This is a genomic window from Streptomyces sp. NPDC059169, assembly GCF_042755225.1.
Classification (GTDB): Bacteria; Actinomycetota; Actinomycetes; order Streptomycetales; family Streptomycetaceae; genus Streptomyces.
The window spans coordinates 173,434-187,546 of sequence record NZ_JBHZCF010000003.1 but is presented as its reverse complement, the minus strand read 5'-3'; the positions used below and the strand labels follow the sequence as shown (position 1 = coordinate 187,546).

The 14,113-nt window shown below is 69.8% G+C and carries 12 protein-coding genes and 2 pseudogenes; 7 read left to right on the top strand and 7 right to left on the bottom strand.

Annotated elements, in window-relative coordinates; genetic code table 11:
* Positions 1-263: 263 nt before the first annotated feature.
* Positions 264-500, bottom strand: a complete 237-nt coding sequence (locus ACFXOM_RS07080; RefSeq protein WP_384928031.1) for a hypothetical protein — start codon at positions 498-500, stop codon at positions 264-266.
* Positions 501-1,465: 965 nt separating this feature from the next.
* On the opposite strand from ACFXOM_RS07080, the gene ACFXOM_RS07075 reads away from it, so the two are divergent.
* The 3 genes from ACFXOM_RS07075 (at position 1,466) to ACFXOM_RS07065 (ending at position 2,719) form a co-directional block, all read left to right on the top strand.
* The gene (locus ACFXOM_RS07075) at positions 1,466-1,888 is read left to right on the top strand and encodes a phage holin family protein (RefSeq protein ID WP_384928028.1); all 423 of its coding nucleotides are present in this window, start codon (positions 1,466-1,468) and stop codon (positions 1,886-1,888) included.
* The gene (locus tag ACFXOM_RS07070; protein ID WP_384928025.1) at positions 1,885-2,232 is read left to right on the top strand and encodes a DUF3618 domain-containing protein; all 348 of its coding nucleotides are present in this window, start codon (positions 1,885-1,887) and stop codon (positions 2,230-2,232) included. Before ACFXOM_RS07075 ends, ACFXOM_RS07070 begins: the two co-directional genes overlap by 4 nt.
* A gap of 175 nt (positions 2,233-2,407) precedes the next feature.
* A complete protein-coding gene (locus ACFXOM_RS07065; protein ID WP_385037234.1) occupies positions 2,408-2,719 on the top strand; it encodes a DUF4235 domain-containing protein in 312 nt (103 codons plus the stop codon).
* A 105-nt stretch (positions 2,720-2,824) separates the two neighbouring features.
* On the opposite strand, the pseudogene ACFXOM_RS07060 reads toward ACFXOM_RS07065, so the two are convergent.
* From ACFXOM_RS07060 to ACFXOM_RS07040, 5 genes and pseudogenes are all read right to left on the bottom strand, one after another.
* Positions 2,825-3,207: pseudogene (locus ACFXOM_RS07060) on the bottom strand (hypothetical protein); the annotation flags it as partial.
* Positions 3,208-3,282: 75 nt separating this feature from the next.
* A complete protein-coding gene (locus tag ACFXOM_RS07055) occupies positions 3,283-3,846 on the bottom strand; it encodes a hypothetical protein (RefSeq protein ID WP_384928019.1) in 564 nt (187 codons plus the stop codon).
* Between the two features lie 433 nt (positions 3,847-4,279).
* Positions 4,280-4,390, bottom strand: a pseudogene (locus ACFXOM_RS07050) (DUF2267 domain-containing protein); the annotation flags it as partial.
* A 61-nt stretch (positions 4,391-4,451) separates the two neighbouring features.
* Positions 4,452-4,847 (bottom strand): DUF2267 domain-containing protein, encoded by a 396-nt coding sequence (locus tag ACFXOM_RS07045; RefSeq protein ID WP_384928016.1) that lies wholly within the window; start codon positions 4,845-4,847, stop codon positions 4,452-4,454.
* 94 nt (positions 4,848-4,941) lie between these two features.
* Positions 4,942-5,373, bottom strand: a complete 432-nt coding sequence (locus tag ACFXOM_RS07040; protein ID WP_384928013.1) for an Hsp20/alpha crystallin family protein — start codon at positions 5,371-5,373, stop codon at positions 4,942-4,944.
* A 126-nt stretch (positions 5,374-5,499) separates the two neighbouring features.
* Between ACFXOM_RS07040 and ACFXOM_RS07035 the strand changes: the two genes are divergently transcribed.
* On the top strand, positions 5,500-6,126 hold the full coding sequence (locus tag ACFXOM_RS07035; protein WP_385037232.1) for a type III effector protein: 627 nt from the start codon (positions 5,500-5,502) through the stop codon (positions 6,124-6,126).
* A gap of 446 nt (positions 6,127-6,572) precedes the next feature.
* On the opposite strand, the gene ACFXOM_RS07030 is transcribed toward ACFXOM_RS07035, so the two are convergent.
* Positions 6,573-8,504: an FG-GAP-like repeat-containing protein gene (locus ACFXOM_RS07030; RefSeq protein ID WP_384928007.1), complete on the bottom strand. Its 1,932-nt coding sequence runs from the start codon at positions 8,502-8,504 to the stop codon at positions 6,573-6,575.
* 470 nt (positions 8,505-8,974) lie between these two features.
* Here ACFXOM_RS07030 and ACFXOM_RS07025 point away from each other — a divergent pair, with 470 nt between their 5' ends.
* The 3 genes from ACFXOM_RS07025 to ACFXOM_RS07015 all read left to right on the top strand — a co-directional run bounded on the left by ACFXOM_RS07025 (position 8,975) and on the right by ACFXOM_RS07015 (position 14,106).
* Positions 8,975-12,487, top strand: a complete 3,513-nt coding sequence (locus tag ACFXOM_RS07025; RefSeq protein WP_385037229.1) for a colicin E3/pyocin S6 family cytotoxin — start codon at positions 8,975-8,977, stop codon at positions 12,485-12,487.
* Positions 12,484-12,717, top strand: a complete 234-nt coding sequence (locus ACFXOM_RS07020) for a hypothetical protein (protein WP_384949015.1) — start codon at positions 12,484-12,486, stop codon at positions 12,715-12,717. Before ACFXOM_RS07025 ends, ACFXOM_RS07020 begins: the two co-directional genes overlap by 4 nt.
* 513 nt (positions 12,718-13,230) lie before the next feature.
* Positions 13,231-14,106 carry a GAF and ANTAR domain-containing protein gene (locus ACFXOM_RS07015; RefSeq protein ID WP_384927999.1) on the top strand — a complete coding sequence of 292 codons (876 nt, stop codon included), beginning with the start codon at positions 13,231-13,233 and terminating at the stop codon, positions 14,104-14,106.
* The last annotated feature ends 7 nt before the right edge of the window (positions 14,107-14,113 follow it).

Genomic DNA, 14,113 nt, shown 5'->3' with positions numbered 1-14,113 from the left:
CACCGGGGCGCCTGCGCTTCGGGCGCAGACGTCGGCCGGGGTCGACCCCGGTCCGTTTCGGTTCGGGTGCTCTGAGGGCCCCGCCGCCCCGCGCTGCCGCCTCGCGGGCGTGCGTTGTCGCACTCCCGGCAGCCAGCGGTGGAGTCGCCCACCCCGGTACGGACGGCAACCGACCGGAGCCGGCGGGAAGGCCCGCTCGCCCGACACCGTCGTGCCGCTTCACGCACTCCGTCCGGCGGAGCAGCGGATGTCGGGCCCGACCGTCATCCGTCGGTGAGGTGCGGGCAGGTCGGGAAAGGGTACCCGTCGTCTTCAGGGTCGCTGTATACATCGGCGTGAACCGAGATGCAGGCGCCTGCCCTGGGGGCGTGGCTCGGTGGCGCGGGGCTGACCAGCCAGAGTCTGCGGATCTGTTCGACGGCTAGCTTGGCTGCCTCCACGGTGCTCGCGGTGATGTCGATCCGGACCAGGCCGGGCGGTTCGAGGGTGTCGTCGTCCACAGCGGACTCAACGGTGAGGCCACCTCGGAGTGGCGGCGGTTCACGCCCTCCGGTGGAGGCCGGGTGGGTGAACCGACGGGAGCCGCTTGACGACCGGGGCCGTCGGACCGGTCCCTTGGACGAGCAGCGAACACGGTCGTCACACCCGTGGACGCCGATCTCCGCGGAGGCGTGAAGGGTCATTCGCCGCCCCGGGTTCGTGAGCTCGTCGGGCGGAGCGGGCGGCTCTCGATTCCTCCGTGACCTCGGACTGCCTTGCCCCGGATCGCCGCGCGGGCCCCGTCGACCTGTGCGTGGAGCGTGCTGGGCGCGAGGAGTCCGGGCGGGGACACGCCGTCCGTCCCCGGAGGTGGTGCCCCGTCCGGCGACGCGCTGTCCCCGACCGTCGCGGCCGGAGAGCGGCACGACGAGGCCGCTCGCCCGGTCCCCGGGGCCGCGTCCGGCGAGGTTCCCCGTTTGGGTGGGCGTCCCTGGACACGGCCCCGGGCGGATCCGGTGTGCCGGGACCGGTGGCGACGTTCACTCAACCGCCCAGCTCAGTGGCGGCGGACCACGCGACGGTGCTTGGCATGTGGTTCCGTTCGCATGAGCACAGCAGCGAGGAACATGGGAGCGGTCAGTAGGACAAGATTGATCATTCTCGACTCTCCCTCCTGCGGTCTCCCTTCTCCTCGCCCGAAGCAGAGTGTCGAAACGGTGCATCTCAGCCAGCACCAGACGACCCCAAGGGAGTCGAGGGAGAGCCACCGGGTCCTGTCGGACGTACGCGTTCGGTGCGTGCCCGCTCGTCTGAGCACCTGGCAGTGGTCGCCGCGCCGATCGCGCTCAGACGTCCCGGCGCCCGCCCGCCGGCACGCGCCGGCGGCGTGTCGACCCCGTTACGGGTACGCCGGCAGATTCGGGGAAACCGCCGTTGTGTACCAGAGCGGAGGTTGTGTACCAGAGCGGAGAAGGAGGCGGCGGCCATGTCCCGCAGCGCTGACCATCCCCCGGTGCGGCACGGCCAGGAATCCGTGGGTGAGCTGGTCGAACGGGCGTCGGAGCAGATCTCCCGACTGATCCGGCAGGAGTTGCGCCTGGCACAGGCGGAGATGCGGCAGAAGGGCAAACGCTTCGGCCGCGGCGGTGGCCTGTTCGGCGGTGCCGGCGCCGTCGGTCTCCTCTGCCTGCAGGCTCTGGTCGCCGCAGCGGTCGCGGCACTCGCCCTGGCGCTGCCGGTGTGGGCGTCCGCGCTCATCGTCGCCGGTGTCCTGCTCGCTGTCGCGGCGGTCCTCGCGGCCGGCGGAAAGAAGCAGCTCAGCCAGGGTGCGCCACCGGTACCGGAGCGCGCGATCGACAGTGTCAAGGCCGACGCGGCCGAGATCAAGGAGAGGATGAGCCACCGATGACCGGAACTCCTCAGGACGACGCCCTTCCCGACACTCTGGAGGCGCTGAGCGAGCAGGTCCGGGCCACCCGCGAGCAACTGGGGCAGACCCTGGAGGCCCTTGCCGAAAAGACCGACGTCAAAGCCCGGGCCCAGCAGAGGGTCGGCGACATCAAGACGCAGGTCGAGCATGCCGCGACCGACGCCAAGGTCAAAGCCGTCGCGGTAGCCCACCACCTGCAGCGCGATGCGCCCCGACCCGTCATCGAAGCCGCCGGAGCAGCCCGACGCCATCCCACCGTTCTGCTCGCCGCGAGCGCTGCCGTGTTGGCTTGGGTGATCTTCTTGCGGCGTACCAGGAAGTGAGGCGGCGACCCCTGTCGCGACGTGCCGTGAGGCGTCAGCGGCGGGTCCGGCAGCACACGTAGCCCTGCGACAGGGGCCCGCCATACGGCTCAGCCCGTGCGCGAAGTGTTTGAGGTGTGTCGCTCGCGGAGAACGGCGAGGGTATGCACGTCACGGAAGAGGTGGAGGCGGAACCATGAGCAAGATGAAGCTGAGCAGGGAAGGCAAGGTTCCGCTCGTCTACAAACCGGTCGGGTTCGCGCTGAGCTGGGGCGGCGGCGCACTCGCGGGAATCGCCTTCCAGAAGGCGTGGAAGGTGCTGCGGCACGAGGACAACGCCCCTGACGCGCTGGACCAGGACCGGCGCTGGGGCGAGATCCTGCTCGCGGCTGCCGCGCAGGGCGCCATATTCGCCGTGGTGCGCAGTGTGGTCGACCGAGCAGGGGCCAAGGCGGTGCACCGGGCGACGGGCGTCTGGCCCGGGGGCGACGGGAAGGGAAGGGACTGAGGAAGGAGCCGCGCGCCCGGGCCTACGTCCGTGGTTCGGCTACCACGCTCGCGGGCTCCTCGGCCGTCTGTCCACGTTCTCCGTCAGCCGCTTCCAGGTGCCGGAGACGCCCTGGGAGGGGCCGCCGCGTGCGACGGCCGTTGCGATGTGGGCGATGGAGTGCACCCGGGTGGTGAGCTTGCCCGCCATCGCGTTCACCGAATCGCTGAGGTCCGCCAGGTTCCGGACACACTGGGGACCGCGGCCAGGCCGCCGAGCCGGCCTTCGCTGCCGACTTCGTGGGCGACCCGGGTCACCTCGGAGGTGAAGAGGGAGAGTTGGTCGACCATGCCGTTGAAGACGCCGGCGATCTCGCCGAGCAGTCCATCCGCGTCGTCCGGCAGCCGGGTGCCGAAGTCGCCGTCCCGTACAGCGGTGAGCCCTGCAACAACTGCCGCAGCCCGGGCTCGCCCCAAGAACTGGCGGATCCTCACCGAGCTCCGTACCAACCCCGCCCGCGCCACCGACTTCAGCGCGCTTTGCTCGTCTTGACGAACCTCGAAGTCAACCGCTGAGTTGGTGATTCAGCGCCTGCTCTGAGGACCGGCCAACTGGGTGGGGAGATGTACCGACGCGTCGTCACTCACAGAGGTCACCCCGACGTCACGGCGCATCACGGTCCTCATGGCCCGCAACAGGTCCCAGACCTCCGCCTGGGCCCGGAACGCAGCGGCCATCGTCTCCTCAGGGCCGGGCGCTTCTCGCTCCAGGCGTTTGACCTGGCCGTATACGCTGTTCAGGGCTTTATTGACCTCACTGGCAGATACGAGCACGTCGTCAGGGGCGATCATCTGAGCTTGGGAGTACGTGTCGCGGTGGGCTCTTTTTGCCTCATCAAGTGCTGCCCGGTCGGTCTCCTCGACCCTGCGTTCCTGCATGACATGCAGGAACTGGCTGAGCGCCGTGGTGAACTGACGTGCGTCCCGATTGAGCTCCACGTAGCAGGTGCGTCGGAGCAGGAGGTTGTCGCGGACCTCCTCATGGTCTCGAACCAGCTCTATCTCCCGACGTTTTGCCCGTTCAGCGGCACGTTGAGTAAGCAACGATCCCCCCAGTGTTCCGGCCACACCTGCCACCGCGATGATCACAGAGCCGAGATCCACAGCACCCCTCGAAGCCGCTTACAGTCCACTGATCAAGTTCCGTACCAGACGTTAAGTGGCAAGCCGACGGACGATCTACCCCGCAGACTCCCGTCCACGACCAGCACGAGTACCCCCGAGGGCCGATCACACCAGCCTTTCGACCATCGACTTCAGGTTGGCGGAGGCCCAGTGGAGTCCACTCGGTGGCGTCCACTCTGGTGGGGCCCATCGGGTGGGCCCCACCCGGTCGTTCCACTGTGTGGAGTCCAGCGGGCGGGCTCCACAGTGGACTGCACTCGGTGGACGGTGCCGTCACCACAGCCAGGCGTTGGAGTGCCGCAGCCGGGACAGGGCGCGGGCGTTGCGGCGTGCGGTCGCGTTGCCGATCCGGTTCTGCCGGGAGCGGGGGCCCCGTCGAGCAGGCCCGGCATGCCTAGGCCCGTTCGCGGGTGGGGTAGGCGCCCTCGTAGCGGACTCTTTCCAGCATCTGCTCGTACTCCGTCGAGTACGGCTGCTGGTGCTCAAGCGGTACGCGCGCGTCGATCACTGCGGTGTATGCCTTTCACGGAGCCGCGGAGGGGTGCCGGGGTGCGGCCCCCTGGTCTTGGTCAGGTGGGCTGGGGGCGGCCGAAGAGGAGGTCGTAGCCGGCGGGGAGCTGGAGCAGGATCTGTCCCGTCAGGTTCTCGCCTGCCGTGTCGGCGACGGTGGACAGCACGGCGCTGACGTCCCAGGTCGCGGTCTGCTCGGTGGCGCCGTCGATCCAGGCGGCGGTCGCGCGGACGAAACGTTCGGGGGTCAGCGGTTCGGCGCTCTGCAGCGGGTTGAGCAGGATCAGGGCGAAGCCTTCAGGAAGGCGTGCCGCGAGTTGGGCGCGGACGTGGCCGACGAGGTGTGCGCCGAGCAGGGCGAGCACCACGCGGGCCGCCCGCTCGGCTTCCTCCGCAGTGTCGTATTCGCCGCGTTCCTTGACGTGGTCGAGGAACGCTTCGTGTCGCAAGGTCATCGGCCGTCACCCCTTTGTGTCGTCGTGCACGGGGGTGCGGAGGGCGGGGAGGGGGAGATGAGGTGTCCGTCCTCCGCACCGGTGCGGTCCGGTGTCAGCCGGAGATCTCCTTGCGGCCGGAGCCGACGCCGATGGAGATCTTGCGGGGCTTGGCGCGCTCGGCGATCGGGATGCGCAGGGTGAGCACACCGGCGTCGTAGTCGGCCTGGATGCGCTCGGTGTCGAGGGTGTCGGCGAGCACGATCTGGCGGGAGAAGACGCCCAGCGGTCGCTCGGACAGCTCCATCTTCACGTCGTCGGCCTTCGCCACCGGCCGGCGCTCGGCCTTGACGGTCAGCATGTTCCGCTCGACGTCGATGTCGATCGCGTCCGCGGTCGCACCGGGGATGTCGAAGGCCACCACGTACTCGTCGCCCTCACGGTAGGCGTCCATCGGCATCACCGACGGCTTCGACCAGGTGCCCGGGCCCATCATCTGCTGCGCCATCCGGTCCAGCTCACGGAAGGGGTCAGTGCGCATCAACATCGTGAAACACCTCCAGCGGGTTTGAGCAGTTGCTGCCAATGCGCTGCACTGAAACCGTTGTAACATGTCGTCCAATGGATGACAAACATGATGTCGTCGATGCGATGACTGCCTGAGGGAGGTGCCGTGACCGCAGCCGACCAGCCGTCCACGACCCGTACCGACGCCTGCAGCCCAGCCTCCTTCCTCGCCGCCGGAGCAGCCCTCGCCGCCATAAACGACGCCCTCCACCATGCCCAGCACGAGGTCCCCGACGCCGCCGGGCCCGGTCCCGAGCAGGCGCTGGCCTCCCTGATGCTGCTGCGGCAGGTGCGCGAGCAGCTCGCCGGATGGGAGACCGGCCTGATCGAAACCGCCCGCGCCGCGGGCGCCAGCTGGGCCGACCTCGCCGGCCCCCTCGGCGTTGCCAGCCGCCAGGCTGCCGAACGCCGCTACCTGCGCGGGCGCCCCGGCGCCGCCGGTACCACCGGCGAGCAGCGCGTGACGGCCACCCGCCAGGCCAGGGCCGCCGAACGCGCCACCGTAACCTGGGCCCGCGCCAACGCCGCCGACCTACGCCGGCTCGCCGGACAGATCACCGCCCTCACCGACCTGCCTTCTGCTGCCCGGCGCAGCCTCGACGCTCTCCATGCAGCCCTCGGCCACGACGACCCCGCCGGCCTCATCGCCCCCCTGACCGCCACCCGGCCCCACCTCGCGGCCGCTCACCCCGACCTCACTGCCCGGCTCGACCATCTCACCAGCCCGGAGTGACCTCACCCCGCATGGCTGACTGCCCGTCCGCCGCAGCCGGCGCACAAGGCACGGACGCCCGCCGTCAGGCGTGCCGGTGGTCGGGTTCCGCGGCCAGGACACGGTCGGCTGCGTAGTGCGGGCAGAACAGCGAGTGCCAGGTGACGACGACATCGTCCTCGACCACGGTGATCGTCCGAGCCCGACCGTCGTGTGGCCCGGCTTCGCAGAAGGAACACAGCGACACCCGGTGGCGGAGCACGGGAGCATCCGTTGCGTCACGGCTGTCCGGAGCTGGGCCACCGACGGGGTCTGCCTCGCCAGGCAGAGCGCCCGACGTCGGAGCCCTCTTGATCCGGTGCATTCCGTCACCACCTTCGGCACCCGAACCGGGTGGCGCCCCCAGCGGAGGCTGGGGGCGCCATGTGATTGCGGCGACTGCGTCGCCCCTGGTGTGGGTGGAACGGTTAGCTGATGGACTTGATACGGCCCCAGCCCCCGGTGCCGACCTGGATGCTCGGGCCGTCGATGGGACCGTGGGAATCCGAGCCGCCCTTGTAGAACTTCAAGGTGCCGTCGCCGGCGGTGGCCCACATGTCGGCGATGCCGTCGCGGTTGGCGTCTGCAGCGCCGGCGATGAGGGGCCGGAAAGCGGTGGTGTAGCCGTGGCCGAACTCCATCCGGCCACTGAAGGAACCGTTGGGCTGGCCGAGGTAGACGTAGAGGACGCCGTTACGTGTGTCGCGGGCGAGCAGGTCGGGGCGCCCGTCCTTGTTTGCGTCTCCGGGAGCGGTCAGGGTCATGACGTTCCAGCCGGAGGTGCCGATCTGGACCGGGGTTCCGTGCTTGGGGGTGGCGCCCACGACTCCCGGGTAGATCCAAAGCTTGTCGTCGTAGGCGACAGCAAGGTCGGGCTGTCCGTCCCGGGTGGTGTCGCCGACGCCGATGATGCGGGCGGTGGTGGGCAGGCTGCCGATCTTGACAGGCGCGGCCAGCGAGCCGTCTCCGCGGTTGGGGTAGACCCGCAGTTCGCCGCCGACGACGGCGACGACGTCTTCCATCCCGTCACCGGTCCAGTCGCCGCGGTGGGTGACCTGCGCGCCGCCCCAACCACCGGTGCCGATCTGCACCGGGGCGCGGAGAGCACCCGTGCCGGTGCCGGGGTAGAGGCGCAGCTTCCCTTCATCGTCAATGGCGACCAGGTCGGGCTTGTTGTCGCCGGTCATGTCGCCGGCTACCGGGGTGACATGGCCGGTGATCCAGGCTCGCACGTCGTCGACGCGGGTGCCGATGGCGCCGGTGCGTGTCCCGGCGGGCGTGCCGAGGCAGCCTCCCTGCCAGGACTTGCTGGTAATGGCGACGAGTTCCTGGGTCTGGCCGTTGGTACGCAGTACGGGGCCGCCGGCGTCGCCCTGGCAGATGCCGGCATCGCCTGACGGAGTGAGGGTGATGTTTGCGGTGCTGTCCCCGGTCGCGGTGAAGGTGTCGGCGTGGAGGGTGTCGGGGACCCAAGTGGTCCTGGTTCGGCCGAATCCGGCGACTGTGACGTCCTGGTCGGCCGCAACGGGCGTGGAGGCCAGAGCGACCGGCTCGATGCCGGCGACGCCGGTGTTCAACTTCACCAGGACGAGGTCGCGGTTCGGATGCGGGATGAGTTCGACAGCGGTGCGCACGGCGCCGGTCGAAGTCTGCGTCAGGTTGATGCGCCCGACGGTGACGGTGGTGGGAACAGCGGGCTTGCCGGCCGCGGGCTTGCCGTCGGTGGAGAAACAGGAGGCTGCGGCAAGGACCCAGCGCTGGGACACGAGCGTTCCGGAGCAGGCGGTCTGTTCGCCGGCATTGATCTTGGCGACGAAGGGGAGAGGGGCGGCAGGGTCGCTCGAGGCGGGCGCTCCGTCGCCGGGGCCGGTGGCCCTGATCTCGATGAGGGTGCTGCGGGAGCCCCCCACTTGGCCTTCGCCGACGCTGGCGAAGCCGTCCTTGGCGATGGAGACAGTCTTGGAGGTGCCGTCGGCGGTGGTGAGTTCGGCGTCGAGGGGCTGGTCTGCGGCGTCGATGGCGAAGACGCGGTCGAGTTCCAGCGTAAGGCGTCCGTTGACGGCGCGGGACTCGAAGCAGTAGGTGCCCTGCCGATTGACGCTTTCGTCCTTGACCGCCAGCACTCGGATCTGCTTGGCGGAAGGGTCGCAGTCAGTGAGGAGGATGTTGCCGTCGCCGCGGACGAGCTTGATTCCCTTGTCGGCGAGAATCTGGGCCGCGTTCGGGTACGAGCCGTCCTCGAAGGCAAACGGCATGTCCGCCGTCTGCGTTTGGGCGGCGGTGGCTGAACCAGCCAGGGGGGCCGTCAGAGCGGCGGCTGCCATGGTCGCGATGGCCATTCCGGTGGCACGAGAGTGCACCTGTTGATTCCTTCCCAAGGCGGCCATAGGGCCGCAAGAAACGGCTGTACATCACTGCCTGGCCACAACGGACCGGCGCAGAGACTCCAGAAACATTTCTTGTTGATCATCACCTGTCAAACGGAATTCTCGTGACGATGATCACCGTGAAATGCACGCAACCTTCTCCGGCGAAAAGTGTCCGTGCGCGGTGCGGTGGACTCGGAGGCGACGGCTTGAGCCACGTCCCCAACCCCGCGGCCAGTGTGGCAAGATGCCTCGTCAGACCTGGGGGGGTGCGTGCGGCTGACCACCGCACGAACGGCCGCAGAGGCCATTTCGGCGATACCTGCGTCGTCTCGACACGCGTGCTGGAGCACCCTGCATGCACTTCCTGAGAGATCCATGAAGGCAGTGGCCGTATTCGCGCGGCCGGACGACGAGATGAGCTGACCTTGGGGCGAAGAATTCGCCGATCAGATGCGCGACCAGTGACACATGGTGCCGCCACGTCGATAGGTCGGGCCGGGCTGATGCTCGCGCTCGTGGCGGGCCTGCTCGGCACGACACCCTCGACAGCCTTGGCAGCGGAGACCCCCGCTGTCTCGGTCGACGGCGTCCCGGCCACACCCCGTGGCAGGGCTGTCGAGCTGTGGAAGTCGGGTGGCCCCGGGCTCAAGGCCGCCGCCGAGGTGGCGCTGACCGGAAGTGACGCGGAGGTCCGGCGGTTCCTGGACCAGGTGGCTCCCGATGCGGCTTTCCAGGACGACAGGGTGGCTACCGCCCAGATCGCCAGCGTGGGCGGCAGTAACCTGATTGAGGCGGCCAGGGCGACGCTCGCCGGCACTCCCCAGAACACGCGGACGTTCCTCACGGACGGCTGGAAGGCCCCGCTTGAGCAGGACCAGCGCGTACGCATCGCTCAGATCATCGACACGGCCGGGCCAATCGTCCAGGAAGAGGGCCGTAGGGCGCTCCAGGGCACTGCCGCCGATCTGAAGGCCTTCCTCGACAAGGGCCGTTACGACTGGCAGGAGCAGGACGAGCGAGTTCAGCTGACCCAGATCCTGAGTGTCGGCGGACCGAACGTGCGTACTGCCGGACGGATCGCGCTCAACGGCTCGGCCGAGGACATTCACGAGTTCCTGCTCGTCGGGCAGCACGTAGCGCGCAACCGCGATACGGAGTACGCCACTGTCGCGGAGCTCGCCTCGCTGGCTCGGGAAGCGGGCCGACAGGCGAAGCAGGAGACCACCGCAGCGAAGCAGGCCTCCGATCGTGCGGTCGAGGCGTCCAAGCTGGCCAAGGAGGCCGCCGTGAGGGCGGCGGCGGAGACCGAGGCGGCGCGCGAAGACTCGCAGCGAGCCGCTTCCGCCGCGTCGCGGGCCGCCAGCGCGGCGAGCCAGGCCGCTCGGGCAGCCGAAACCGCGATCACTGCGGCCCGCGGCGCGAGCAACTCCGCGCGTGTGGCCGCCAATGCCGCGGCCCAGGCTGCTGCTGCTGCGGCCGGTGCTTCCCAGGCCGCGTCCAGGGCCAGGGGAGCGGCGGCCGACGCTGCCACGGACGCTGCGCAGGCCGCGGCTTCGCGCCGCGCTGCTGAGGACGCCCGCAACGCTGCCAAGGGGGCAGAGGAAGCCGCCGAGGCCGCGCAACAGGCGGGGGTCGCAGCTGCCGCGGCGGGCGCAGTAGCGGGGGCCGCGATCGGCGCCGGTGCGAACGCGGACGCGGCAGCCGCGGCAGCCGAGGAGGCAGGCCGCTTCGCAGAGGCTGCCGGCGCCCACTCCGGTGAGGCCGCTGCAGCAGCCGCTCTCGCCCGCAAGCAGGCGGCCGAGGCCACCCGCGCCGCGAAGGCTGCCCAGTCTCTGGCTGCCAAGGCCGCGAAGGCTGCCTATGAGGCGCGCGACGCGGCACGCGAAGCCGCCACGCACGCCCGCAACGCCGCAGCGGCGGCCGACGAGGCCGCCGATCACGCCGGCGAGGCGGCCACCGCGGCCGCCAAGTCAACCGCCCACGCCAACGCCGCCACCAACGCGGCGAACGCAGCCAGCGCAGCCGTGGCGAAGGCGAAGGATACCTATGCTCTCGCCCGCCAGGTGGAGACGGAGGAGCTGACCGCACGGACGAACGCCGCGGTCGAGCGCGCCCGTGTCCTCAAGGCGGAGGAAGAGGCGCGAGAGGAGAAGCGCAACGGCCTGGCCAAGCAGATGAGCGACCACGAGGCCGCCCTGCGCGCTCTTTCCGCCGAGGCGGGCAAGGGCGGTACCGACGTGGCCACGGTCGCTGCCAAGGCTCGTCGTCTCGCCCTGACGACGATGAAACTCGGCGGTCCCTGGGCCCGTACCGCTGCCCAGGTAGCTCTGGCCGGCGCGGACGAGGACGTCTTCGCATACGCCCGTACCGGTTGGCTGACCGCCGCACAGGACGACGAACGCACCGACGCCGAGCGGCTTGCACTGGACTCGCCCTCGGCGAAGATCCGGCAGGCTGCCGCGCAGGCACTCGAGGGGGACGCGGCGGCCGTGCACACGTTCGTCGCCAGCGGGCAGTACGACGTGGCGGCCCAGGACATGCGCGTCCACATCGCCCGCGTCATCGACACCGGCGGTCCCATCATCCAGGAGCGCGGCCGTGCCGCTCTCGCCAGCAACTCGGTCGACACCTACCGCGCCTTCATCACCGAGGGTGCGCGCCTCGCGCGCGTCGAGGACGAGCGCGTCCGGGCCACCCAGCTCAGGGACCAGAACACCCAGGCCGGGGAAACAGTCGCCGCAGCGCGGGTGGCGCTCGCCGGCCCGTCCAGCCTGCTCCACTCCTTCATCACGACCGGTCAGTACAAGGCGCAGCGACAGGACGAGCTCGCTGCCGTACACCGCGCCCGAGTACAGCAGTTGATCGCAGAGGGCTATGCCGTCGCGGCCACGGCCCAGCGGGATGCCGCTCTTGCCCGCAAGGTCGCGGCAACCGCACGCAAGGCCGCGGCGGAAGCCGATGAGGCCGCGCAGCAGGCCGCGGCTTCGGCGGCAGAGGCCAAGGGATACGGGGAGGACGCCGCCAAGTCCGCTGCGGAGGCGAAGGCGTCAGCCGCCGATGCGGCGGCATCGGCCAAGAGGGCGCATCAGGCGCGCAAGGCCGCACAGAACTCGGCCGCGCAGGCCGTTCGGTCGGCCACCGCCGCGCAGGGATCCGCCGCCTACGCTCGGGTCGAGGCGGAGTCCGCGTGGGCATCGGCCGACCAGGCGCGCCGGAGCGCTGTGGCCGCGGGCAAGGATGCCGCGGCAGCCAAGAAGGCGGGGGTGGACGCTTTCGCGGCCGCGGTCCAGAAGTACCGTGAGGAGGAGGCGACCTTCCGCGCCGTCGAGCAGGAGTGGCGCGAGGCTGAGGCCGCGGCTGAAGCGGAGGACGAGGAGGTCGACGAGGGCTGGGTCCCGGACTGGCTGGAGGAAAAGGTCAACACGGTCGGCATCTACGTCACCGAGATCTTCACCAACACCGATGTCCTGACAGGAGCCTTCGAGACCGCGGTCAGTCTCTACACCATGGAAGCCGGTGCCGGCAGCATCATCGGCGGTGGCGCGGTCTGCCTCACCGGCGTCGGCTGTCTGGCAGGCGCCCCCGCGATCGCCGTCGGCGGAGGACTCGTCGTCAGCGGCGCCTACGGCACAGCCGACGGCATCTCCAGGATCGACGAGGGACTCGGTGTCGCTCTGCGCAACGCGCGCGACAGGGCGAACGCCTCGCAGAAGGTACAGACAGGTCCCGCCCCAACTCCGAAGGACCTCCCGGCCTTCCCTGGTGCGAAGCGCACAAAGTCGAAGACGCCTGTCCAGGGCGGCGGCGGACTGCGTGCTCGCTGGAAGGACTCAAAGGGCAATATCTACGAGCACGACCGCCAGCACGACAGAGTTGAGAAATACGACAAGAACGGCAAGCACCTCGGCGAGTACGACTACCACACCGGAGAGCAGACCAAGCCACGCGACCCGACACGAAAGGTGGAGAAGTGATCTATAGGATCGCCCAGTACCACAAGGACGAAGACTTCACCGATGATCGGTGGGACGTGACCCACCTCGGCGAGCGGACCCTGGCCGAGGTGTTCCACATCACGCATCCCGACCACCTGGGTGACACCTACCGGGTGACAGAGGAGCAGGCTGCCAAGCTCGCGCCGCTCACCGGACTCACCTTCGACCTCCACACCTACGAGTACTACCTGGAGCCGACCGCCGACTGATCCGAGCGGTTACCTGGCTCACCACGGCCCGGCGCTGTCGCTGGTGACGCGCCGGGCTCGTCACGTCCCCACTCGGCGAGGCATTCCCTCCCTCTCTGCCTTACGACCACCCTGACCGAGCGTCAACCCCAACTACCGTTGGGTTTAACGAACTACCCGTACGGCAATCCGGCCGCGCTCACCGTCATCGCGGTCGTCTGCCTCGTGATCCACCGGGGCTTCCGGCGTAACGACTGGCTCTGAACCCGCCCGCTCCGGTACGGCCGGGAGCGGGGCGTCGTGCGGTGGGCGCCGGGAGCGCCCCCAACAGTCCAACCCGCCCATGACGGCGTAAGCGGTGTGCCGTCCTCGAACGGCACCCCGCTCCCGATCCCAGCACCGAGGTAGCGGTCCTCGTTCAACCGTTCAGAAAGACCCTGAGCCAGGTCCGTTCGGCCCATACACGCACACCCGACAACCCCATGCCGTGTCCGCCGTGCGTGGGTGACAGTGCTACACGGGAGGTTGGACGGCATGAGCTTTCACGGCTGCGCGCTCGCCACGTGCGTCGATGGGACGCCCGTGGTAGCGCGTCTTGGGCGGAGCAGGGCTGAACCGGCCGTGCTCGAAGCACACGTTCGGCCGCGAAGGAGCGAGCAGGAGATGAACCGACGCTCGGCGGAACTGAGTCGGATGCTTGCAGAGCGCTCGGCACCCCTGTCAGCGGGGATGGACACGGTGTGTTCCGTGGCCGTGGACGTGTGTGGGGTCGACGCGGCGACCGCGGCGATCGGCCGCGGTGAGCGCCACGGATCCCTGCACGCCAGCGACGGTGCGTGCGCCGCCGTGGAAGACCTCCAGATCACGATCGGCGAAGGCCCGGGCATCGATGCTTGGCAGAGCAGGGACACGGTGATGACGGCCGATCTGGCAGAGTCTGGCCCGAGCGACCGCTGGCCGGGCTTTGCCCCCATGGCGCACGGCTGGGGCGTACGCGCCCTGTTCGTCTTCCCGCTCCAGGTGGGCGCCGTGCGTCTGGGAACCCTGTCGCTGTACCGCTACCGTCCTGGACCGCTGACCCCTGAGCAGGCGGCCGACGCGTTGCTGTTGACGACGTTCGCCCTGGACCTGCTGCTGACCGTCTCGCACCGCGACGATGCCCGGCGCCTGGCCATGCTCGGTCTGGGCGAGGACAGCCTGAAGGTCTATCAGGCCACGGGTATGGCGGCGGCACAGTTGGCCGTGGGTATCGAGGAGGCGTTCTCGCGTCTGCGTGCCCACGCCTTCGGCTCCGGCCTCTCCCTCGCACAGGCCGCCGACCGTCTGCTGACCGGAGAGTTCGTCTTTGTCCCGCGGGGAGAAGGCGGGCGGGGCGGACCGCGAGCTGATGACCCCGACGGGCAAGCGTGAGGAGGCG

Coding starts and splice junctions, on each gene's coding strand:
- ACFXOM_RS07075 (WP_384928028.1), top strand. CDS start 1,466: ATGTCCCGCAGCGCTGACCATCCCCCGGTGCGGCACGGCCAGGAATCC.
- ACFXOM_RS07070 (WP_384928025.1), top strand. CDS start 1,885: ATGACCGGAACTCCTCAGGACGACGCCCTTCCCGACACTCTGGAGGCG.
- ACFXOM_RS07065 (WP_385037234.1), top strand. CDS start 2,408: ATGAGCAAGATGAAGCTGAGCAGGGAAGGCAAGGTTCCGCTCGTCTAC.
- ACFXOM_RS07045 (WP_384928016.1), bottom strand. CDS start 4,847: ATGACCTTGCGACACGAAGCGTTCCTCGACCACGTCAAGGAACGCGGC.
- ACFXOM_RS07040 (WP_384928013.1), bottom strand. CDS start 5,373: ATGTTGATGCGCACTGACCCCTTCCGTGAGCTGGACCGGATGGCGCAG.
- ACFXOM_RS07015 (WP_384927999.1), top strand. CDS start 13,231: ATGAGCTTTCACGGCTGCGCGCTCGCCACGTGCGTCGATGGGACGCCC.